General features: G+C 66.3%; 21 protein-coding genes. 13 read left to right on the top strand and 8 right to left on the bottom strand.

Going from position 1 to position 22,480, the window contains the following annotated elements; genetic code table 11:
• Positions 1 to 19: 19 nt before the first annotated feature.
• From E2E30_RS07125 to E2E30_RS07105, 5 genes are all read right to left on the bottom strand, one after another.
• Positions 20 to 295 carry an acylphosphatase gene (locus E2E30_RS07125; protein ID WP_133188556.1) on the bottom strand — a complete coding sequence of 92 codons (276 nt, stop codon included), beginning with the start codon at positions 293 to 295 and terminating at the stop codon, positions 20 to 22.
• A 126-nt stretch (positions 296 to 421) separates the two neighbouring features.
• Positions 422 to 802: a DoxX family protein gene (locus tag E2E30_RS07120; RefSeq protein ID WP_133188554.1), complete on the bottom strand. Its 381-nt coding sequence runs from the start codon at positions 800 to 802 to the stop codon at positions 422 to 424.
• 54 nt (positions 803 to 856) lie between these two features.
• Entirely contained in the window at positions 857 to 1,363 is a 507-nt protein-coding gene (gene greB / locus E2E30_RS07115; RefSeq protein WP_133188552.1) for a transcription elongation factor GreB, read from the bottom strand.
• A gap of 21 nt (positions 1,364 to 1,384) precedes the next feature.
• A complete protein-coding gene (locus E2E30_RS07110; protein WP_133188550.1) occupies positions 1,385 to 2,119 on the bottom strand; it encodes an NYN domain-containing protein in 735 nt (244 codons plus the stop codon).
• Positions 2,120 to 2,164: 45 nt separating this feature from the next.
• The gene (locus E2E30_RS07105; RefSeq protein WP_133188548.1) at positions 2,165 to 4,156 is read right to left on the bottom strand and encodes a lytic transglycosylase domain-containing protein; all 1,992 of its coding nucleotides are present in this window, start codon (positions 4,154 to 4,156) and stop codon (positions 2,165 to 2,167) included.
• Positions 4,157 to 4,242: 86 nt separating this feature from the next.
• Here E2E30_RS07105 and dapA point away from each other — a divergent pair, with 86 nt between their 5' ends.
• Positions 4,243 to 5,121, top strand: coding sequence for a 4-hydroxy-tetrahydrodipicolinate synthase (gene dapA / locus E2E30_RS07100; RefSeq protein WP_133188546.1), 879 nt, complete (start codon positions 4,243 to 4,245; stop codon positions 5,119 to 5,121).
• A gap of 62 nt (positions 5,122 to 5,183) precedes the next feature.
• Positions 5,184 to 5,498 (top strand): GIY-YIG nuclease family protein, encoded by a 315-nt coding sequence (locus E2E30_RS07095; RefSeq protein ID WP_133188544.1) that lies wholly within the window; start codon positions 5,184 to 5,186, stop codon positions 5,496 to 5,498.
• A gap of 69 nt (positions 5,499 to 5,567) precedes the next feature.
• On the opposite strand, the gene E2E30_RS07090 is transcribed toward E2E30_RS07095, so the two are convergent.
• Positions 5,568 to 5,984: an acyl-CoA thioesterase gene (locus E2E30_RS07090; RefSeq protein ID WP_133188542.1), complete on the bottom strand. Its 417-nt coding sequence runs from the start codon at positions 5,982 to 5,984 to the stop codon at positions 5,568 to 5,570.
• A gap of 153 nt (positions 5,985 to 6,137) precedes the next feature.
• On the opposite strand from E2E30_RS07090, the gene smpB reads away from it, so the two are divergent.
• The 8 genes from smpB (at position 6,138) to E2E30_RS07050 (ending at position 15,603) form a co-directional block, all read left to right on the top strand.
• Positions 6,138 to 6,620 carry an SsrA-binding protein SmpB gene (smpB, locus tag E2E30_RS07085; RefSeq protein ID WP_010186783.1) on the top strand — a complete coding sequence of 161 codons (483 nt, stop codon included), beginning with the start codon at positions 6,138 to 6,140 and terminating at the stop codon, positions 6,618 to 6,620.
• Complete coding sequence (locus E2E30_RS07080) at positions 6,613 to 7,197, top strand: DUF2062 domain-containing protein (RefSeq protein WP_133188540.1); 585 nt, start codon at positions 6,613 to 6,615, stop codon at positions 7,195 to 7,197. Before smpB ends, E2E30_RS07080 begins: the two co-directional genes overlap by 8 nt.
• A 58-nt stretch (positions 7,198 to 7,255) precedes the next feature.
• Positions 7,256 to 9,307, top strand: coding sequence for a M13 family metallopeptidase (locus E2E30_RS07075; RefSeq protein WP_133188538.1), 2,052 nt, complete (start codon positions 7,256 to 7,258; stop codon positions 9,305 to 9,307).
• A 136-nt stretch (positions 9,308 to 9,443) separates the two neighbouring features.
• Positions 9,444 to 11,849, top strand: a complete 2,406-nt coding sequence (locus E2E30_RS07070) for a response regulator (protein WP_133188536.1) — start codon at positions 9,444 to 9,446, stop codon at positions 11,847 to 11,849.
• Between the two features lie 37 nt (positions 11,850 to 11,886).
• Positions 11,887 to 12,252, top strand: coding sequence for a response regulator (locus E2E30_RS07065; protein ID WP_133188534.1), 366 nt, complete (start codon positions 11,887 to 11,889; stop codon positions 12,250 to 12,252).
• Positions 12,253 to 12,346: 94 nt separating this feature from the next.
• On the top strand, positions 12,347 to 13,357 hold the full coding sequence (locus E2E30_RS07060) for an SDR family oxidoreductase (protein ID WP_133188532.1): 1,011 nt from the start codon (positions 12,347 to 12,349) through the stop codon (positions 13,355 to 13,357).
• Positions 13,358 to 13,491: 134 nt separating this feature from the next.
• Positions 13,492 to 14,601 (top strand): recombinase RecA, encoded by a 1,110-nt coding sequence (recA, locus tag E2E30_RS07055; RefSeq protein WP_029625358.1) that lies wholly within the window; start codon positions 13,492 to 13,494, stop codon positions 14,599 to 14,601.
• A 369-nt stretch (positions 14,602 to 14,970) separates the two neighbouring features.
• Positions 14,971 to 15,603, top strand: a complete 633-nt coding sequence (locus tag E2E30_RS07050; protein WP_133188530.1) for a glutathione S-transferase family protein — start codon at positions 14,971 to 14,973, stop codon at positions 15,601 to 15,603.
• 138 nt (positions 15,604 to 15,741) lie between these two features.
• On the opposite strand, the gene E2E30_RS07045 is transcribed toward E2E30_RS07050, so the two are convergent.
• Positions 15,742 to 17,049 (bottom strand): dicarboxylate/amino acid:cation symporter, encoded by a 1,308-nt coding sequence (locus E2E30_RS07045; protein WP_133188528.1) that lies wholly within the window; start codon positions 17,047 to 17,049, stop codon positions 15,742 to 15,744.
• A 133-nt stretch (positions 17,050 to 17,182) separates the two neighbouring features.
• On the opposite strand from E2E30_RS07045, the gene E2E30_RS07040 reads away from it, so the two are divergent.
• From E2E30_RS07040 to alaS, 3 genes are all read left to right on the top strand, one after another.
• Entirely contained in the window at positions 17,183 to 18,469 is a 1,287-nt protein-coding gene (locus tag E2E30_RS07040; RefSeq protein WP_133188526.1) for a M24 family metallopeptidase, read from the top strand.
• A 71-nt stretch (positions 18,470 to 18,540) separates the two neighbouring features.
• Positions 18,541 to 19,305 carry a hypothetical protein gene (locus E2E30_RS07035; protein WP_133188524.1) on the top strand — a complete coding sequence of 255 codons (765 nt, stop codon included), beginning with the start codon at positions 18,541 to 18,543 and terminating at the stop codon, positions 19,303 to 19,305.
• A 174-nt stretch (positions 19,306 to 19,479) separates the two neighbouring features.
• Entirely contained in the window at positions 19,480 to 22,158 is a 2,679-nt protein-coding gene (gene alaS / locus E2E30_RS07030) for an alanine--tRNA ligase (protein ID WP_133188522.1), read from the top strand.
• A gap of 39 nt (positions 22,159 to 22,197) precedes the next feature.
• On the opposite strand, the gene E2E30_RS07025 is transcribed toward alaS, so the two are convergent.
• Positions 22,198 to 22,470, bottom strand: a complete 273-nt coding sequence (locus tag E2E30_RS07025; RefSeq protein ID WP_133188520.1) for a hypothetical protein — start codon at positions 22,468 to 22,470, stop codon at positions 22,198 to 22,200.
• Positions 22,471 to 22,480: the final 10 nt, after the last annotated feature.

Genomic DNA, 22,480 nt, shown 5'->3' with positions numbered 1-22,480 from the left:
CCCGTTTCGGTGCAGGCCGCTAGGCGGTGAAGCGCTTGGTAAAGCCCTTTGGCGCGCGCTCGTCGGCGGGAAGCGCCTCGACATGGTCGACGCGCGAATGTTCGGATCCCTGGCGGCACGCCTCGGCCATCGCGATGACCGCGCTATCCTCGCCGACGACGAGCAATTCGACTCGCCCGTCGTTCAAATTGCGGACCCAGCCGGTAAGGCCCAGTTCCTGCGCCTTGCGCACTGCCCAATCGCGATACCCCGTCCGCTGAACCTTCCCACTCACGAACACGCGTTGCATCGTCATTGTCTTGTACTGCTCCCGACACGGCGCGCTGGAATGACGCACGCCGGACCGGCGCTATAGCCGCGTCGATCGCGCAACGCACGACCATCGATCGCACAGCGCGCAATATTCGTCGCACGCCGTGCTTCACATCTTAGAGCGGCGCGCATCCAAGCTGATCGGGCCGGCTCCGGCCGCGGCGAGATACAGGAAGACGAAGCAATACAGCATCGCCGCTTCGCCACCGTTGGCGGCCGGAAAGACGCTCTTGGGGAAATGCGCGATGAAATAGGCAGCGGCCGACATGCCCGACAGCACGAACGCTACCGGCCGAGTGAACAGCCCGATCAGGATCAGCGCGCCCCCGCCGAGCTCGAGCACGCCGGCCACGGTCAGCAAGGGATAGAGCGGCATGGGGAAGGGCGGGATGCCGAAGAATTTGGAGCAGCCATGCTGGACGAAGCCGAGCCCGACGATGATCCGCAGCAGGCTGAGCAAGCGGGGCGACCAGAGAGGGGGGAGCGGCATCGGCAAGGTCCTTTGATGGTCAGCGCCCAACCGTGTGCGGCGCACCACCCAGCGTCAATCGCCGGGGATGAAACGCTCGGTTGCCGGGTAGGTGATCGCCACCACTTCATACGCGCGCTCGCCCGCGGGCAGCAGTACGCGCCGCAGATCGCCGACCGCCGCGCCGCGGAGCGCCCGCGCGATCGGTGCGTTCCACCCGATCTTGCCCGCCGCGGCATCGGTCTCGTCGTCGCCGACCAGCGTCAGCACGCGCTCGACATCGTCGTCATCGGCGATCGTGACGGTCGCGCCGAACCAGATTCGCGCGCGATCGGGCTGCTGGGCGGGGTCGATCACCTTGGCGGTTTTCATCCGCCGCGCGAGGAAGCCGAGCCGCCGGTCGATCTCGCGCAGCCGCTTGCGGCCGTAGATATAGTCGCCATTCTCCGAGCGATCGCCATTGCCCGCCGCCCAGGAGATGACGTCGACGAGCTTGGGCCGTTCCTCGCCGAGCAACTGGCGATATTCGGCGCTGAGCACGGCGTAGCCCGCGGGGGTGATGTAATTGGGGCGGTCGGTCATCGCGATCGTTCCGGCGGCCGGCTATTTGACGCGCTTGACGAGGACGCCGCCGCCGTCGCGTCGTTCGACTACGAAACCGGGCACCGCCTCGACCAAATCAGACAGCCGCGAAAAGCCATAGTTTCGCGTGTCGAAGCTCGAGCGGTTGCTCGCGCGCTGTCCGACCTCACCCAGCGAAGCGAAGCCCTGCCCATCGCGCTTTGACGCATCATAGGCATCGATCAGGAGGCGTACGAGCGCGCTGTCGACAGGTTCCTTTCCCTCTTTCGACAGGATCGCCGGCGGGAGCGGCATCGGCATCTCGGCGGCGGTCTTCTCTAGCGTTTCGACATCGATGAAGCGGTTGCACGCTTGCCGAAAGCCCTCCGGCGTGTTGGCGCGACCGAAGCCGTAGACTTGAAGCCCCTGCTGACGGATGCGTGTCACCAACGGCATGAAATCGCTGTCGGACGACATGATGCCGAACCCCGTGACGCGCCCCGTCAACAGCAGGTCCATCGCATCGATCGTCATTTTCATGTCGGTCGCGTTCTTGCCTCTGGTCAGGTCGAATTGCTGTTGCGGATCGAGTGCATAGCGCAGCGCGACCTCGCTCCAACCCTTGAGCGCGACTTTGCTCCAATTGCCGTAGATCCGCCGGATGTTGACGGTGCCAAGATCTGCGAGCGCGGTCAGGACCGGGTCTATCGCGGTGTGGCTGGCGTTGTCAGCATCAATCAGCAGCGCAACGTTGCCGGTGGGAACAAGGTCATTCATCGCACTATTCTAGACGCTTGCGATCGGCCGGACCAGCCTGCGCGCTCAGCCTGGAATGCGCTTGCCGAGATACCAGCTGATCCGGTTCGACCCCGACGAGCGCGAGCGCGTGGGGTTCATCAGATCGTACACCACGGCATTCTCGAGCACGCGCTGGACGTAGTTGCGCGTCTCGTAGATCGGGATCGCCTCGATCCAGTCGAGCATGTCGACGCCGCCGCTGCGCGGGTCGCCATTCGCGCGGAGCCATTTGTTCACGTTGCCCGGGCCAGCATTGTACGCCGCGACCGCGAGCGGATAGCTGCCGTAGATGTCGTAGATGTGCCGGAAATAGGTTGATCCGACCATGATGTTATAGTCGGTATCGGTCGTCAGCGCCGCGGCATTGTATGCCAGGCCGAGCTTGCCAGCCTGATCGCGCGCGGTGCCGGGCATCAGCTGCATCAGCCCGCGCGCGCCGGCATGGCTGATCGCGGCGCGGTCGAACTGGCTTTCCTGGCGCGCGATCGCGTGGATCATCGTCCAGTCGTCCTGGCTCGCCACCGGCACGCGGACGTTGGGGAAACCGACAGTCGAATATTCGCTGAGCCCGTTCTGCAGCGCGCTGCGCCCGACCATCACGCCGAGATCGGGCCGCCCGAGCGTGCGCGACAGTTCGGTCGCGAGGACATGGTCGCTGTCGGTCTTGGCATCGAGCGCGATCTGGCGGACGAACGCGGTCTGGTCTTCCCAATTGCCGACCGTGCCGAGATATTGCGCCGCGCGCACCGTTTCGCGCGCGTAGAACGCCGCGCGCGTCGCTGGATCGACCGGGCGCAGCACCGGATCGCCCGGCGCGACGAGCGGCTGGCCGATCCGCTCGGCGGCAAGCTGGCCGTAGAACAGATCGCGGAACGCCGCGGCGCGCGCGTAATAGCCGTTGGCCTCGTCGCGACGCCCGGCGGCCTCGGCGGCGCGCCCGGCCCAATACAGCCCCTTCGATTGCGTCGTCGGCGTCTTCGAGGCGGCGGCGTAACTGACGAACAGCGGCACGGCATCCGCCGGGCGGGCGAGCTGCTTCAGCGCGGTGCGGCCCGCGAGCCAGGCAAGATTCGTATAATCGTCGCGCTCGCCATAAGGCCGCGTGCTGACGTCGGTGCCGATCGGATAGGCATCGCCGAGCTTGCGCGCGATGTCATAGGCGAGCGAATTCTGCCCGTCATTGGCGGCGGCGCGCGCGTTGGTCAGCAGCACTTCAAACCATTGCTCGGCGCTGCCCGGTACGACCGCGAGCGCGGGGCGTTGTGCAAGCGAATTGCGCGCGCTGGCCGAGGCGCCGGTGTTGCGATACCAGCTCGCCCGGTCGGCGACCCAGCCGGCATCGGTCGCGCCATACGCTTGCGTCGCGATCAGCCGGTCGCCCGCATCGGGCGCGCTGGTGCGGAAGGCGAGCCGCGCGGCGAAGACGCTTTGCCGCGCCGGGCTGGTCAGCATCAATTGGCGCTGCGCCGAGGCAGTCGCGCCCTGCCACAGCAGCATGTCCATCCGCGCATCGTGATCGGCAGGCGACAGGGCGCCGGGGAACGTCGCGAGGATCTTGCTCTCGTCGGTGCTCGACAGCGTTCCCGAGACCCAGGCGGCGCGCGCCGCGCTCGCGGCTTCGCTCTGTTGCCCCGACGCGGCGAGCGCCTCGGCAAAGCGCGTCTTCCCCGCGCCGGTCAGCGCGGGGAAGCGCCGGAAGAACGCGACCACGGTCGACGGCGACCAGCCGCCAGAATCGAGCGCCTTCTCCGCCATCCGCCGCATCGCGGTCTCGCCGGGCCAGCCGGGGTGCGCGAGCAGGAAGCGGGCGTAGCTGTCGAAGCCGTAGCTCGACGATTGCTGGAGCGATTTCCACTCGGCGATCGACGCGGCGAGCGCGCTGTTGGTGGCGGTCGTGCCGGTCAGCACCTGCGTCGCGCGACCCCAGCCGAGCTGATCCTGCGCGTCGCCAGAGGTAACGGCGAGGGTCGAAATGCCCGCGAGCAGAACACCGGATTTGAAGAGCCATGCAATCATGTGGACAGACTATGCCTCCGGTCCGTATTTGTCCCGCGCATTACACCTCAAATGCGACGAAATTCGGTTCGCAGGAGCAATTCGCTATGTTTTCGGGATCGATCCCGGCGTTGGTCACGCCGTTCGCCGCAGACGGCAGTTTCGACGAGCGCGCCTATCGCGATTTCATCGAGTGGCAGATCGCCGAGGGCTCGGCCGGGCTGGTGCCGTGCGGCACGACGGGCGAGGCGGCGACGCTGACCGCCGAGGAGCATTTCGCGATCGTCGCGGTCTGCGTCGATCAGGCGCGCGGTCGCGTGCCGGTGTTGGCGGGCGCAGGCTCGAACGACACGCGCGTCGCGATCCACAACATCAAGGCCGCCAAGGCGGCGGGCGCCGACGCGGCATTGATGGTCCCGCCCTATTACAACCGACCCAATCAGGAGGGCATCTTCCGCCATTTCGAGGCGGTCGCGGGGTCGTGCGACCTGCCGATCGTGCTGTACAACGTGCCGGGCCGCACCGTCACCGACATCGCGGTCGAGACCGTCGCGCGGATTGCGCACGCCATGCCGAGCGTGATCGGCATCAAGGATGCGACGGGCGTGATCCAGCGCGTGTCGGCACAGCGCGCGGCGTGCCCCGAGGGGTTCGAGCAGCTGTCGGGCAATGACGACATGGCGCTCGCGTTCAATGCGACCGGCGGGATCGGGTGCATCTCGGTAACGGCGAACGTCGCGCCGCGGTTGTGCGCAGAGTTCCAGGCGGCGTGTGCGGCAGGGGATTATACGCTCGCGCTCGAACTGCACGACCGGCTGTTCGCGCTGCACGTGTCGCTCTTCACCGATGCCTCGCCCGGGCCGGTGAAGTATGCCGTGAACAAGGTCCGCCCGGACTTTCCCAAGGCGCTGCGCCTGCCGATGACTTGGCCGAGCGAAGCAAGCCAGCGCGCGGTCGATTCGGGGTTGGCTGCGGCAGGGATCTAACGCCTCACACGATTGTCACCCCGGCCTTGTGCCGGGGTCCACCGTGCGGCAACGTTCACCGCATGACGATCGAGCGAACCCCGTGCGTCTATATTCTGGCGTCCCGGTACAACGGGTCGGTCTATGTCGGCGTGACGTCGAATCTAATTGGTCGCGTGCTCCAACATCGCTCCGGTACTTTCGACGGGCACACGAAGAAGTATGGGATACTCCGGCTCGTGTACTTTGAGGTCGCGGGAACGATGGGATCCGCGATCATGCGCGAGAAACAACTCAAGCGCTATCGCCGAGATTGGAAGCGGAACCTCATCGAATCCGACAACCCCGCCTGGAACGATCTCGCGGTTGGCTTCGGTCTCGACCCGCTACCGGCATGACGGCCGGCCCGGTGGACCCCGGCACAAGGCCGGGGTGACGGATCTGAGCGCGTTCCTTCCCGAAAAGCCTCAATCCTTGGCGAAGAACCGGTCGATCACGCCCTGCGCCAGCCTTGCCGGGCGCATAGTCTCGACATTAAGGCAGCACCAGCTCGACTTGACCTCGGCGAGCACGTCCTCGCCGCGCTTGATCACCGTCTCGTAGAAAGCGCGCGCGCCCTGCACCTTTTCGAGCAGGACGGTGGCGATCACCTCGTCGTCGAGGAAGGTCGGCTTGCGATAGGTGATCTCATGCTTGAGCGCGACCCAGGCGTGCGTCGCCACCGCCTCGCTCGGCGCGAAGCGCTGCCAGTGGCTGACCACCGCGTCCTGCACCCATTTGAGATACGAGGCATTGTTGACGTGCCCCATGAAATCAATGTCGGCAGCGTCGATGGCGATCGGGAAGCTGTGGGTCGCGAATTTGGGAGCGGCGAAATCGGACATGGCGGAACTCTACACTGGATCGGGCAATCACGCGAGCGGCCATTGCACCCTAACCTTAAGATAGGGGCTTTGCGCGCGCTTTGCTTGCGCGCGTCGGCTAAATTGTCCGCATGGCTTTTGTTTCGTCGCGGCAACGCCTACATCGCGGCTCCCATGGCACGTCCGAAACCCCCGCTCTTCGAAAAGACCAAGATCGTCGCCGAGAACCGGCGCGCACGGTACGATTATTACATCGAGACGGTGTACGAAGCGGGAATCGCGCTGACGGGTACCGAGGTGAAGTCGCTGCGCAGCGGCACCGGCTCGATCGCCGAGAGCTATGCCGAGGTGAAGGACGGCGAGGTCTGGCTGATCAATTCGAACGTGCCGGAATTCAGCCACGGCAACCGCTACAACCATGAGCCCAAGCGCGTGCGCAAATTGCTCCTCAAGGAGCGCGAGATCAACAAGATGCACGGCGCGGTCAACCGCGAGGGCATGACGCTCGTGCCGCTGATGGTCTATTTCAATTCGAAGGGCCGCGCCAAGATCGAGCTCGCGCTCGCCAAGGGCAAGAAGGATCACGACAAGCGCGACTCGATCAAAGAGCGCGACTGGAAGCGTGAGCAGGGCCGGATCATGCGCGACCGTGGCTGATCGCGTGGCGCGCGGCGGACCCGTTGCCCGTGCGACGGGCTGGGCGCGCCGTCATGTGCCGACGCGCGACAGTATCGAGGCGAATCGCTTTCTCCGCCCCGTCTCGCACCGCATCCTCGCACCGTCGCTGTGGCGCTTCACGCGCCGCTCGGTGCCGCGCGGCGTCGCGCTCGGGCTGTTCACCGGCATCCTCTTTCCCCTGGCGCACATGCCGCTCGCCGCGCTGACCGCGCTGCCGGTGCGCGCGAACGTGCCCGTGGCGGTCGGCACGACGCTGCTCCACAATCCGCTGACGACCGTCCCGCTGTTCTGGAGCGCGTACGAGATCGGCCATTGGGTGCTGCGGCTCGACCGCGATGTTCCCGGCGCGCCGATCGCGAGCAACGTCGCGGCGAATGCGAGCTGGCTGCATTGGCTGGTGTCGCATGGCGGCCCCGCGACGATCGTCGGGCTGGTGATCCTGGCGATCGGGCTCTCGGTGGCGGGTTATGGCGTGACGAGCCTCGTCTGGCGGCTGCGGATCGCACGCAAATGGCGCGCGCGCGCGCATCGCGCCGGGGCGACAAGAACGATTTGACTGCCCGTGTCATAGCGGTACAACACGCGGCAATACGGTTCAGGAAGGATACATTTGTATGCGTTTTTCGCTACTAACGCTCTCGCTGCTGGCATCGGCCGCTGCGGGGGGCGTGACCTACGCCCAGACGAGCAAGCCAAAGCCCGTTGTGGCGCCGAGCGCGAGCACCGGCGCCGAGATCGGCAGCTTCGGCATCGACACGGCCGGAATGGATACCGCGGTGAAGCCCGGCGACGATTTCGGTAAATATGCCGGCGGCGCGTGGGAAGCCAAGACGCAGATCCCCGACGACAAGGCGACCTACGGGATGTTCAACGCGCTGGCCGATCGCTCGCTCGAGCGGACGCGCATCATCCTCGACAAGGCAACGCAGACGCCGGGCAACAAGATCGGCGATTTCTATGCGAGCTTCATGGATGAAGCCGCGGTCAACGCGAAGGGCATCGCGCCGATCCAGCCGTGGATCGCCGAGATCAAGGCCGCCAAGGACAAGACCGCACTCGCGACCGAGATGGCCAAGCTCCAGCAGCGTGGCGTCGGCGGTCTGTTCGGCGTCGGCGTCGGCCAGGACGACAAGGCTCCCGAGAACTATATCGTCCACGTCTATCAGGGTGGTCTCGGTCTCCCCGATCGCGATTATTACCTCAAGGACGACCCCAAGCTCGCCGAGACGCGCACCAAGTACCAGGCGTACCAGGCAACGATGCTCGGCCTCGCCGGGCAGGACAATGCCGCTCAGCGCGCCGCCGCCGTGTTCGCGTTCGAGAAGACGCTCGCCGAGGCGCATTGGGACCGGGTCAAGTCGCGCAACGCCGACCTGACCTACAACAAATACCTCCCGGCCGATTTCGACGGCAAGGCGATTGGCTTCCCGTGGACGGCCTATCTCCAGGCGACGGGCACTGCAGGCCAGGCGAGCTACATCGTCGGCATGCCGAGCGCGATCGCGGGTGAAGCCAAGGCGTTTGCCGATGCGCCGCTCCAGGTGCTGCAGGATTACATGATCCTGCGCACGATGCGCTCCTATGCGGGCTATCTGTCGAAGCCGATCAACGATGCCAATTTCGCCTTCTACGGCACCGTGCTCAGCGGCGCGCCGCAGCAGCCGGTGCGGTGGAAGCGCGGCGTCTCGACGGTGTCGGGTGCGCTCGGCGAAGAGATCGGCCAGCAATATGTCGCGGCCTATTTCCCGCCGGCATCGAAGGCGTCGGCCGACCAGCTCGTCAAGAACATCATCTCGGCGATGGGCACGCGGATCGACAAGCTGACCTGGATGGCGCCCGAGACCAAGGTCAAGGCGCACGCCAAGCTCGCCGCCTTCACCCCCAAGATCGGCTATCCGACCAAGTGGCGCGATTACACGGCGGTGCAGGTCAAGCGGGACGATCTCGTCGGCAACGTCGCCTCGGCCAACCAGTTCGAGTATCAGCGCGATCTGAAAAAGCTCGGCCAGCCGATCGACCGCACCGAATGGGGCATGACCCCGATGACGGTGAACGCCTATGCCAACCCGCCGATGAACGAGATCGTCTTCCCGGCGGCGATCCTCCAGCCGCCGTTCTTCGACGCGAAGGCCGATCCGGCGGTCAATTATGGCGGCATCGGCGTCGTCATCGGCCACGAGCTCAGCCATCACTTCGACGATCAGGGCCGCAAGTTCGATCCGACCGGCGCCTTGAAGGAATGGTGGACGCCGCAGGACGTCGCACGCTTCACCGCGATGACCGATCAGCTCGTCAAGCAGTATGACGCGTACGAGCCGCTCCCCGGCCAGCACATCCGCGGCGGCCTGACACTCGGCGAGAACATGGCCGATCTCGCGGGCCTCGCGCTGGCATACGATGCCTATCATCGCTCGCTCGGCGGCAAGCCTGCGCCGGTGATCGACGGTCTGACCGGCGATCAGCGCTTCTACCTCGGCTATGCGCAGGTTTGGCGGATCAAGTTCCGCGAGCCCGCCTTGCGCTCGCAACTGCTGAGCGATCCGCATTCGCCGGGTCCGTTCCGCACGATGGAAGTGCGCAACGTCGACGCCTGGTACGCCGCGTTCGGCGTAAAGCCCGGCGACAAGATGTACCTCGCGCCTGCCGAGCGCGTGAAGGTCTGGTAAAATGCCGGGAGGCCCCGGCGCAGCGCGCTGGGGCCTCCTTTTTTCGATCGACCGCTTGTCGCGCATCGCGACCGATCCGCGGCGCTCCGCCGCTTAAGCCTTGACGCGGGCCGTGCAGCGCTCACAGCATGATGCGATGGTCCCGCTACCTGCGCCCCCCCACGCCACCGCCACACGCAGCGCCGCTCTGATTGCGCTCGGCTGCGGTCTGGCGGCCGCCATGATCATCCTCGGTATTCTCCACAGCCTCGTGATCGCTGCGGCTTTCCTCGCGGCGGCGCTCGTCGTGATAGGCGGGTTGATCGCAGCGCGCCGGCTGTTCCCGGCAACGGCCAACACCGCGATCGAACCCGATTGGAGCGTCGCGCGGACGCTCGCGTCGAGCAGCCCAGATGCGATCGCGGTGACCGACCGCGCCGGCCGCCTCGTCTGCGCGAACGATCGTTACGAAGCGCTGTTCGGCGGTTTCCCGACACCGCCCGGCCTGCCGCTCGACGCGGGCGGGGTCGATCGGCTCGGCAGCACCGGGCGCGCGGCGTGGCGCGATGGCGCGGCGAGCGTCGATCGCCTGGTCGTCAAGGGCGCAGCGCTCTCGGCCGATGTCACGCGCGTCGGCGAGGACGAGAATCTGCTCGTCTGGCGCTTCTTCGCCTCGCAAGGGCTCGATCTCGCCAAGACGATGGAAAACCTCATCGCCGGTGCGACCGGCGACCGGCTCGGCAGCGCCGGCATCATGGCCGCGCTGATCAACCCCGACGGCCGGATCCGCGCCGCCAACCGCGTGCTGCGCGCGCGTGCGATGGGGCAGGAGGACGGCGCGATCATCGGGCGCGATTTCGCGCGTTTCCTCATCACCGACGCGCAAGGCATGGCGCGCTTCGAGCGCGAGGGGCTGACGCGCAATCCGTTGCGCGTGCTCCAGATCCCGTTCCTCGATGGCGAGGACGCGCCAATGCTCGTCGCATTGATCGACGAGGAGGAGGGCCACGCCGCGATCGGCGAGAGCGCGAGCGCGCATATCCGCAGCCTCGTCTCGCTGATGCCCTTCGGCGTCGCGCTGATCGGCGGCGATGGCCGCTTCCTGCAGATGAACGACGCCTTCGCGCGCGCCGCCGCGGTCGATCCGGCGAGCCCGCCGATCTATCCGGGCGATCTGCTCGTGCGCGAGGACAAGGGCGTCGTCGCCGACGCGATCCGCCGCTTCGCCGGGGGCGCAACGCATTCGACCGATCTTGCGGTGCGGTTGAAGGACCACCCCGACGAGCCTGTCGCTTTGTCGATCGCGGGGGCGCGGGGCTTGGGCGATTCGGCCGTGCTGCTCAGCCTCAAGGACAATAGCGAGGAGACGCGGCTCAAGCGCGAGGTCGCGCAAGCGACCAAGATGCAGGCCGTCGGCCAGCTCGCCGGCGGCGTCGCGCACGATTTCAACAATATCCTCACCGCGATCATCGGGCATTGCGATTTGATGCTGATGCGCCATTCGCCCGGCGACAGCGATTATGACGACATCCAGCAGATCCGCGCCAATTCGAACCGCGCAGCGAGCCTGACGCGGCAATTGCTCGCCTTCTCGCGCCAGCAGACGCTGCGCCCGCAAGTGCTGCAGCTGCCCGACGTGATCTCCGAAGTCTCGACGTTGCTCAAGCGGCTGCTCGGCGAGACCGTCACGCTGACGGTCAAGCACGGCCGCAACCTCTCGCCGGTGCGCGCCGACCCGGGGCAGCTCGAACAGGTCGTCGTAAACCTCGCGGTCAATGCGCGCGACGCGATGATCGCCAAGGATTCGCGTGGCGTCGGCACGCTGACGATCCAGACCTACGCCGTCACCGCGGCGCAGGTGCGCAAGCTCGGCTCGGATATCCTTCCCGCCGCGGACTATGTCGTGCTCGAAGTGTCCGATACCGGCGGCGGCATTCCGCCCGATATCCTGCCCAAGATCTTCGAGCCGTTCTTCACCACCAAGGAAGTGGGGAAGGGCACCGGGCTCGGCCTCTCGACCGTCTATGGGATCGTCAAGCAATCGGGCGGCTGGATCTTCGCCGACAGCGTCAAGGCCGGGCCGAAGGGCGGGGCGGGCGCGGTCTTCACAATCTACCTGCCGGTCCACACCGCGGGCGCGTTGGTCGACGCGACGCCGGCCAAGGCGCTCCCGCGCGAAAAGCCAGCCGATCTGTGGGGCAGCGGCACGATCCTGCTCGTCGAGGACGAGGACATGGTCCGCGCCGTCGCCGAACGCGCGCTCGCGCGGCAGGGCTATACCGTGCTCACCGCCGAGCATGGCGAGGCGGCGCTCGAGCTGCTCGCCGGGTGCGACCGGCCCGATCTGCTCATTTCCGACGTCATGATGCCGTTGATGGACGGGCCGACGCTCGTCCGCCAGGTGCGCGCGCGCTATCCCGATCTGCCGATCCTGTTCATGTCGGGCTATGCCGAGGAAACGATCCGCAAGTCGATCGATCTCGACAATGTTGCCTTCCTTGCCAAGCCCTTCTCGGTCCAGGAGCTCGCCGAGGCGACGCGCGACGTGCTTCGTGCGAAATGACTTGGCGGATCGCGCTTCAGGACGCTAAAGGCACACAATGCGCGCCCAGAGTATCCTGATCGTCGAAGACGAGCCCCTTATTGCCATGATGATCGAGGATTTCCTCGATGTGCTTGGTAAATCCGTCGCGGGCTCGGCCGATACCGTGGAGGGCGCGGTCGCGATCATCGCGGATGGCGGTGTCGATGCGGCGATCCTCGATGTCAATCTGCGCGGCGGCGAGAAGAGCTTTCCGATCGCCGAAGTGCTTGCGCAAAAGGGTATCCCGTTCGTCTTCGCCACCGGCGGATCGCACGATACCGTTGCCGAGCAGTTCCGCGACCGCCCGACCTTGCCCAAGCCGTTCACGATGGACGGCGTGTCGAAGGCGCTCGATGCGTTGGGCACCGCCAGCGCGGCTTGATTGAGATTAGCCGAATAAACCCGGCTTGTTTGTGAACCGCGTGCAGACGCCATGAGTTACCCGCTCGACCTTTGATAGCGAGCGAGATCGACCCATGAGCAGCAACGATGAATCCTCCGTTTCCCGCCGGGCTGTCGTGGGCGGTGCTGCGCTCGGCGTCGCGACCGCTGCGACCGGAGCAGCCTTTGCCAAGACGCCAGGAACGCCCGCCGGGGCAGCGCCCATGGCGGGGCTCAAGGATCCGCAGAGCGGGCCCAAGCCGCCGTTCGAAAAGCAGTCGCAGCCATGGCCCGGTCTGTCCGCGAAGATGACCCCCAAGCCCGACAATGGCGAGCAGAGCTATCGCGGCTCGGGTCGTCTGCTCGGCCGCAAGGCGCTCATCACCGGCGGTGATTCGGGCATGGGTGCGGCAGCGGCGATCGCCTATGCGCGCGAAGGCGCCGACGTCGCGATCAACTATCTCCCCGCCGAGGAGGAGGATGCGCGCGCCGTGGTCGCGTTGATCCGCGAGGCGGGCCGCAAGGCGGTCGCCATCCCCGGCGATCTGCGCAGCGAGGCCTTCTGCCAGAAGCTGGTCGAGACCGCGGTCAAGGAGCTTGGCGGGCTCGACATCCTCGTCAGCAACGCCGCGCGCCAGCAGACCCGCGCCTCGATCCTCGACGTGTCGAGCGAGGATTTCGACGCGACGATGAAGACCAACATCTATGCGCCGTTCTGGATCATCAAGGCGGCGCTGCCGCATCTCAAGCCCGGCTCGGCGATCATCGGCACGACCTCCGAACAGGCGACCGACCCGTCGAAGGACCTTTACGACTATGCGATGACCAAGGCCGCGACGACCAACTACGTCCGCAGCCTGGCGAAGCAACTTGCCCCGCGCGGCATCCGCGTCAACGGCGTCGCGCCGGGTCCGATCTGGACGCCGCTCCAGGTGTCGGGCGGCGCGACGATGGAGAAGCTCGAGAGCTTCGGCAGCATGACGCCGCTCGGCCGACCCGGCCAGCCCGCCGAGCTCGCCGGAATCTACGTCCTGCTCGCCGAAAACGGCGCCAGCTACACCACCGGCCACGTCTATGGCGCGGCGGGCGGCGGCGGGATGCCATAACCTGCGGTGTTAACCTGTCCTACGACCCTCGGAAAAGCACCGTCGTTCCACACTTGTTCTCACAGAACAAATGCGATACATCGCTGTCACGCATTGAACGCATGAGGCGTTCGGTCTAGCGACGGGAGCTACCAATGGCGGTATCTTTGAAGGTCATCGACAGCAAAATGGCAGCATCCACGGACAAGGCCGCCGAAAAGGCCAAGGACGAACGCGCAAAGGCGCTCGAGGCAGCGCTCGCGCAGATCGATCGCGCGTTCGGCAAGGGCTCGGCGATGAAGCTCGGGTCGAAGCAGACGATGCAGGTCGAGGTGATCTCGACCGGCTCGCTCGGGCTCGACATCGCGCTCGGCGTCGGCGGCTTGCCGCGCGGGCGCGTGATCGAGATTTACGGTCCCGAATCGTCGGGCAAGACGACGCTCGCGCTCCACGTGATCGCGGAAGCGCAGAAGACCGGCGGCACCGCGGCGTTCGTCGACGCCGAACACGCTCTCGATCCCGTCTATGCCAAGAAGCTCGGCGTCAACATCGACGAGCTGATCGTCTCGCAGCCCGACACGGGCGAGCAGGCGCTCGAGATCGTCGACACGCTGGTGCGCTCGAACGCGATCGACGTGCTTGTCGTCGATTCGGTCGCGGCCTTGGTGCCGCGCGCTGAAATCGAGGGCGAGATGGGCGACAGCCATGTCGGCCTGCAGGCGCGCTTGATGTCGCAGAGCTTGCGGAAACTGACCGGCTCGATCAGCCGCTCGCGCTGCATGGTGATCTTCATCAACCAGCTGCGCATGAAGATCGGCGTGATGTACGGCAACCCCGAGACGACGACCGGCGGCAACGCGCTCAAGTTCTACGCCTCGGTCCGCCTCGACATCCGCCGCACCGGGCAGATCAAGGATCGCGACGAGATCATCGGCAACACGACGCGCGTCAAGGTCGTCAAGAACAAGGTCGCGCCGCCGTTCAAGCAGGTCGAATTCGACATCATGTACGGGCAGGGCGTGTCGAAGATCGGCGAGATCCTCGATCTCGGCGTCAAGGCCGGGCTGGTCGAGAAGTCGGGCGCGTGGTTCTCCTACGACAGCGTCCGCATCGGCCAGGGCCGCGAGAATTCGAAGACGTTCCTCAAGGAACATCCCGAAATGTCCGACCGGCTCGAAGCCTCGATCCGCGCGCGCACCGACAAGGTTGCCGAGGAAATGATGGTCGGCGGCGAGCCCGACGACGGGGACGAGCCCGAGATGTGAGATCCGCTTCGGGCCGCTTGGTCCGGGGCAGGGAGCGGCGGCAGGGCTCGGCCGCGTTCTTTCTAAAGGCGGCTTTGGTTGGTCGTCGCAAAACCGGGAAGGCCCGCCAGCAATGGCGGGCCTTTGCTATGGCGGGCTCGTCAAACGGCAGGCGCTTCACAGGATCAGGCGCCGATCGAAAACTACCCTATCGTCACCCCGGCCTTGTACCGGGGCCCACCCCTCCGCTCGAGCAGCGTCCGATGTCGGACCGCCCCATGACAGTCGGGTCGTCGCGACGAGGCAAGCACCGCGATGGTGCGACTTTAGTGCGACGTTCCGCGTTGCGCGTTACGATCGGTTGATCCTGTCCACCACCGGAGCGCGCGCATGACTCTCATCGTCCACCATCTCAACAACTCGCGCTCGCAACGCATCCTGTGGATGCTCGAGGAGCTCGGGCTGCCCTATGAGATCAAGCGCTACCAGCGCGACGCCAAGACGATGCTCGCCCCGCCCGAGCTGAAGCGCGTCCATCCGCTCGGCAAGTCGCCGATCCTCGAAGACACCGCCGCTGGGCAGACGCTGGTCGAGACCGGCGCGATCATCGACTATCTGGTCGAATATGCCGATGGGAGACTGGGCCCGCCCGCGCACCGCGACGATGTGCTGCGCTATCGCCAGTTCCTGCATTACGCCGAAGGCTCGGTGATGCCGCCGTTGCTGTTGCTGCTCGTGCTCAATCGCATCCCCGTGATCGGCGCAACCGCCGCGAAGCGGGTTCAGCCGATGATCGACGTCCATCTCGATTATGTCGAATCCGAACTCGCCAAGCGGCCGTGGTTCGCGGGTGACCAGCTGACCGGCGCCGACATCATGATGAGCTTCCCGCTCGAAGCCGCAAAGAGCCGCGCCGGGCTCGACGACAGCCGCCCAGCGACGATCGCCTGGCTCGACAAGATCCATGCCCGCCCGGCCTATCAGGCAGCGCTCGAAAAGGGCGGGCCCTACGCCTACGCGTGAAGGAGCGGGCCACCCCCGTCACCCCCGGGCTCGTCCCGGGGTCCACCGTGATCCCGCTCCTGCCGTCGTAGCACGCGCGGCACGGTAGACCCCGGCACAAGGCCGGGGTGACGGCGGGAACGAATGGTGCGGTAAGCGCTAAGCCCGATGCGGCGCGTGCGGCGGTTCGATCTCCGCCGCCTGCGGCTCGCCGAGCGCGCCCTCCCACTTCGCCACCACCGTCGTTGCTACCGCATTGCCGACGACGTTGGTCGCCGAGCGGCCCATGTCGAGGAACTGGTCGACCGGCAGGATCAGCAGCAACCCTGCTTCGGGAATGCCGAACTGCCCCATCACCGCCGCGATCACGACGAGCGAGGCGCGCGGCACGCCGGCAATCCCCTTCGAGGTGATCATCAGCACGAGCAACATCACGATCTGCGTGCCGAGCGGCAGGTCGATCCCGTACACCCGCGCGATGAACAGCGTCGCAAAGGTCATGTACATCATCGACCCGTCGAGGTTGAACGAGTACCCCAGCGGCAGCACGAAGCTCGAGATCCGCCGCGGCACGCCAAAGCGGTCGAGCGCCTCGAGCGTGCGCGGATACGCCGCCTCGGACGACGCGGTCGAAAACGCCAGCAGGATCGGCTCGCGGATATAGCGCGCGAGACCGAAGGCGCGCGGCCCGATGAACACGAACGCCGCGCCGAACAGCAGCAGCCAGAGTGTCGCCAACCCCAGATAGAAGCCGCCGACGAACAACCCGAGCGACCACAAGATCCCGAGGCCGTTGACCGTGATCGTCGCGGTGATCGCCGCGAACACCGCGAACGGCGCGCAGCGCATGACGTAATCGGTGATCTGCAGCATCATCGCGGCGAGCGCCTCGGCGCCGCGCACGATCGGTTCGCCCTTCTCGCCGATCGCGGTGAGCGCGACGCCAGCGAATACCGAGAACAGCACGATCTGGATGATCTCGTTGGTCGCCATCGCCTCGACGATCGAGGAGGGGACGATATGCGTGATGAAGTTGGTGAGGTTGAACGCCTTTTCATCGAGCCCGACCGAGGCGGCGGGCGGCGGCAGCTTGAAGCCGAAGCCCGTTCCCGGCGCGACCAGGTCGATCACCGCCTCAATCCCGTGGAACAGCAAAAGCCCCAGCGAGAGCGAGACGAGCGAGGCGGTGACGAACCACGCCATCGTACGGCCCCCGACGCGGCCGAGCGCGGCGATGTCGCCCATATGCGCGATCCCGACGACGAGCGTCGAGAAGACCAGAGGCGCGATGATCATCTTTATCAGCCGCAGGAAGATCGTCGTGACGATCGAGAAGCCCGCACCGATCTCCTTCAGCCGCGCGGTCGCTTCCGGCGTGCCGTCGGCGATCTGGAAATGGATCGCCCAGCCGACGATCAACCCGAGCACGAGCCCGATCAGGATATAGCTAGTCAGCCGTTTCGCCACGTGTCGCCCCGTTTTGGTCTTTCCCGGTCATCAAGGGGAGAATGCGCGCCCGGTCAAGCGCGCACCGCCACGCAAGGCGTTGCGAGGCGCTGGCAGGGCTGGCAGACACGTGCCCGAATTGGGGAGTGCGAGCATGGCCGATCAGAACCGAACCGCGTCGACTTCAGGCAGCCCGATCACCCGTCGCGCGCTCGTCGGCGCCGCCGCGGCGCTCCCCATTCTGTCGACGGCCGTCGTCCGCGCCGCTGCGCCCGACCTTTCGGGCCTGCGCTCGCTGACCACCGCCACCATGCCGATCGGCCCGGCCGAACGCCGCGCCCGGATCGAGCGTGCGCAAGCCCTGATGCGCGCCACCGGCATCGGCGCGGTGCTGATCGAATCGGGCTCGAGCCTGGTCTATTTTACCGGCGTCACCTGGCACCGCAGCGAACGCCTCACCGCGGCGATCCTGCCGGTCGAGGGCGAGCCCTGCATCGTCACGCCGTTCTTCGAGGAGCCCTCGGTCCGCCAGACGCTCGGCGTCCCCGCAGAAGTGCGTGTCTGGCAGGAGGACGAGGATCCCGCCAAGCTCGTCGCGGGCTTCCTGCGCGACCGCAAGCTTGCTGGCCGGCCGATCGGGATCGAGGAGACGGTGCGCTATTTCGCGGTCGACGGCCTCGCGCATGCGCTTCCCGGTGCGACGATCGTCAGCGCCAATCCGGTCGTGCGCGGCGTGCGAATGCGCAAGACCGCCGCCGAGATCGCGCTGATGCAGGCGGCGACCGATGTCACCATCGCCGCGTATCGCTGGACCTGGCCACGCGTCGAAAAAGGCATGAAGCCCGCCGATATCGCCGCGCTGATGAACGCCGCGACGGTGCAGCTCGGCGGTGACCCCGAATTCGCGCTCGTCCTGATCGGCCCCGCCGCCGCCTTCCCGCACGGCAGCCGCGACCCGCAGATCGTCGCCGACGGGCAGATCGTGCTGATGGACTGCGGCTGCGCGGTGCAGGGCTACCAATCCGACGTCTCGCGCACCTTCGTCTACGGAGCGGCGAGCAAGGACCAGCGCACGGTGTGGGAGCAGGTCCGCACCGGCCAGGCCAAAGCCTTCGCCGCCGCGCAGCTCGGCACACCGGCGGGCGCGGTCGATGATGCGGTTCGCGCCTATTATACATCGCTCGGCTACGGCCCGCGCTACGCGCTCCCCGGCCTGTCGCACCGCACCGGCCACGGCATCGGGCTCGACGGCCACGAGCCGGTCAACCTCGTCCATGGCGAGACGACGAAGCTCGCCGAGGGGATGTGCTTCTCCGACGAACCGGGCCTGTATCTGCCGGGCAAGTTCGGCGTGCGGCTTGAGGATTGCTTCCACATGACCGCGGCCGGCCCGAAATGGTTCAGCGTCCCGCCGACCTTACTCGACGCACCGCTCGGGTGACACGGACTTCGACTGTGGAACGCTAGATACAAGGAGTTCCATCGCGCGCGTCTTCGGCTATGTTGATTACAATGCCTCTCGATCTAACCGACACCGAATTCGAGAATGATCTCGATGTCCTGCTGCGTTTCCAGGATGTCCTACTTAAGGCGGCAGAGGGTGCACGCGACGACGAACTGAACCAGGAATTTCAGTTACTGCGTAGGCTGTTGCTAGCAGACCCAACCTATAAAGAGTCCGTACCGCCTTTCGTCCGCCGTCATCGTGATTTGGGGAGCCTATGGCCTGCCTTCAAAAGTTTTGACCCCCAGTGGGCACCAAGGCGCGTCGAGGTACGGAAACAATTCGAACCTGCGCTAGAGATCGCCGAGCGAACCGAATTGTTCGTGGCCAACGATCCGGTGCCGTCTGGCTATGACTCCACGGCGTGGACTGGCGCATCGACACCGGCTGAGCGGATGAGGGCCGTCAGAACTCTTATTCCGGTCACTTTGCTTTCGATCGAACAACTGCTCGCTTCGCTGGAAGCGCCAAATCACAATGGCGCACCCCCACTCGACGGAACAAACGAGGCTATTGAACAACTTCGTGCACTGCATACCGCGCTAGGCGCGCTGCTCGCCGCGGCCGATGACGGCAAGCTATTTGAAAACGTCAATGAAGGGCTCGCTACGGAGGCGGCACGCTACGCCAAGCGGGCGGCGAAGGCGCTGCGTGATGACCCCATTCCATACGCCTTCTCCGCAATGATTCTCGCCGTTATGTCTGCGTGTGGCATCGGCGGCAGTATTAGTGGTTGGCTCGCTGGGGTAGCGATCAACATGAAACGGAAATGAGGAACGGAAACAGCGGCGGTTCGAATGATTGCGAGCGTGTGGGAAATGTAAGTGATTTTCGCCGCCGGACACCGGAAATCGGGATCGTCGGGATCATCACCGTTGCAACAGCGCGCCAAGACCAACCGCCCCCCCGGCTTGAGCTAAGCCGCGCGCTCGCCTAAGCCACCGCGCATGACCCAGCCTTCGCTCTCGATCCCGGTTTCCACCAACGACATCCGGCGCAGCTTCCTCGACTATTTCGCGGCCAACGGCCACGCCAAGGTCGCCTCGGCGCCGCTCGTGCCGCAGAACGATCCGACGCTGATGTTCGTCAATGCCGGGATGGTGCCGTTCAAGAACGTCTTCACCGGGCTCGAATCGCGGCCCTATGTCACCGCCACCTCGTCGCAGAAGTGCGTGCGCGCCGGCGGCAAGCATAACGACCTCGACAATGTCGGCTATACTGCGCGCCACCACACCTTCTTCGAGATGCTCGGCAATTTCTCGTTCGGCGATTATTTCAAGGAGCGCGCGATCACGCTCGCTTGGAATTTGCTGACCAAGGAATGGGGGATCGACCCCAACCGGCTGACCGTCACCGTCTATCACACCGACGACGAGGCGTTCGACCTGTGGCGCCGCATCGCCGGACTCCCCGAAGAGCGCATCATCCGCATCGCGACCAACGACAATTTCTGGTCGATGGGCGACACCGGCCCATGCGGTCCGTGCTCGGAAATCTTCTTCGATCATGGCGATCACATCCCCGGCGGTCCTCCCGGCAGCCCCGACGAGGATGGCGATCGCTTCGTCGAGATCTGGAACCTCGTCTTCATGCAGTTCGAGCAATCGGCCGACGGCACGCGCACCGCGCTGCCCAAGCCGTCGATCGACACCGGCATGGGGCTCGAGCGCGTCGCGGCGGTGCTGCAGGGCGTCCACGACAATTATGACACCGATACCTTCAAGGCGCTGATCGCCGCCTCGGTCGCGCAGTCGGGCGCGGCGTTGACGCCGAGCACGCAGGCGAGCCACCGCGTGATCGCGGATCATCTGCGCTCGTCGGGCTTCCTCGTCGCCGACGGCGTGCTGCCGTCGAACGAGGGCCGCGGTTATGTGCTGCGCCGGATCATGCGCCGCGCGATGCGCCACGCGCATCTGCTCGGCGCGAAGGAGCCGTTGATGCACCGGCTCGTGCCTGCGCTCGTCGCGGAAATGGGCGCGGCATACCCCGAGCTCGTCCGCGCGCAGGCGTCGATCGAATCGACGCTGCTGCAGGAGGAAACGCAGTTCCGCCGCACGCTGGTCAATGGCCTGCGGCTGCTCGACGAAGCGACCGCGAGCATGGAAGCGGGCGCGACGCTCCCCGGCGAGACCGCGTTCAAGCTCTACGACACGTTCGGCTTCCCCTACGATCTGACCGAGGACGCTCTCCGCGCCCAGGGCTTCGGCATCGACCGCGCGGGCTTCGACACCGCGATGGCCGAGCAGAAGCGCGCCGCGCGTGCCGCCTGGAAGGGCTCGGGCCAGCGCGCCTCCGATGACGTCTGGTTCGACATCGCCGAGGCGACCGGCAGCACCGAATTCATCGGCTACACCGCGGAGGAAGGCAAGGGCCAGGTCGTCGCGATCGTCAAGGACGGCGCGCGCGTCGAGCGCGCCGGCGCGGGAGAGAGCGTCGAGATCCTGTTCAACCAGACGCCCTTCTATGCCGAGAGTGGCGGTCAGGTCGGCGACACCGGCACGCTCACCGCGCCGGGCGTAGTGGGCCAGGTCGAGGATACGCGGAAGTATCTCGGTCGCCTGTTCGCGCACGCCACCACGATCACGGAAGGCGAGATCGCCGTCGGTGACGCGCTCCACTTGACGATCGACCGCGCGCGCCGCGACCGTATCCGCGCCAACCACAGCGCGACGCATCTGCTGCACGAGGCGCTGCGCCAGCGGCTCGGCCTCCACGTCGCGCAGAAAGGGAGCCTCGTCGCGCCCGAACGCCTGCGCTTCGATTTCTCGCAGCCAAGCGCGATCGATCCGGCGGCGCTCGCTTTGGTCGAGGCCGATGTGAACCACCACATCCGCGGCAACTCGCCCGTCGCGACGCGGCTGATGACGCCCGACGAAGCGATCGAGGAAGGCGCGATGGCGCTGTTCGGCGAAAAGTACGGCGACGAAGTCCGCGTCGTGTCGATGGGGACCGCCAAGGAGGACGGGGTCGACAAGACCTACTCGCTCGAGCTGTGCGGTGGCACGCACGTCCGCGCACTCGGCGACATCGGCCTGTTCGCGGTGGTCGGTGAAGGCGCCGTGTCGTCGGGTATCCGCCGCGTCGAGGCGCTCACCGGAGAGGCTGCGCGCGCCTATTTCACCGGCCGCGACGAGAAGCTCCGCGAAGCCGCGACCGCGCTCAAATCGTCACCCGATGAAGTGCCGGCGCGCGTCGCCGCCCTGGTCGAGGATCGCCGTCGCCTCGAGCGCGAACTCGCCGAGGCCAAGAAGGCGCTCGCGCTCGGCGGTGGGGCAGGGGCGGCGCCCGCTGGTCCCGAGATGATCGGCGACGTCGCGTTTCTCGGCCAAGTGGTCGAGGGGCTCGACCCGAAGGGCTTGCGCGGCACGGTCGACGACATGAAGCAACGCCTCGGCTCGGGCGTCGCGATGATCGTCGCGGTCAATGACGGTCGCGCCTCGGTCGCGGTCGGTGTCACCGCAGATCTGGTGGCGACGCGCAGTGCGGTCGATCTGCTCAAGATCGCCGTCGCCACGCTCGGCGGTCAGGGCGGCGGCGGTCGCCCGGACATGGCGCAGGGCGGCGGTCCCGATGGCGCCAAGGGTGGCGAGGCGGTCGACGCGGTCAAGGCGGCGCTGGCGGCGTAACGCCAGCCGTTCCGCCCCACCTCCAGCGTCGTCGCGCCCTCAGTCGAGCGTCGTCTGCACGCTCGCCAAGAGCGCGGGCGGGATCTGGTCGGGCAGGGCATCGACCGTCTCGGTCCCGCCTGCTCCAACCCGCGTCAGACGATAGAACAGGTTGGCGTCGACTCGCGCTTGCGCGGCAAACAGCCGGTCGAGTGCCGCCTGATCGGCCGCCGACAAAGCCGACCAGTCGAGCCGCCCGCGCTGATGGACGTGGCTCGCCGGCCCTCCCGCACCAACGAATCCGCCAAAGCCTTCGATCGAAATCTCACGCATCGCGATTGCC

The organism is Sphingomonas sp. AAP5, assembly GCF_004354345.1.
Taxonomy (GTDB): Bacteria; Pseudomonadota; Alphaproteobacteria; order Sphingomonadales; family Sphingomonadaceae; genus Sphingomonas; species Sphingomonas glacialis.
The sequence above is the reverse complement of the archived record's forward strand: the minus strand, read 5'-3'. Positions and strand labels throughout refer to the sequence as shown.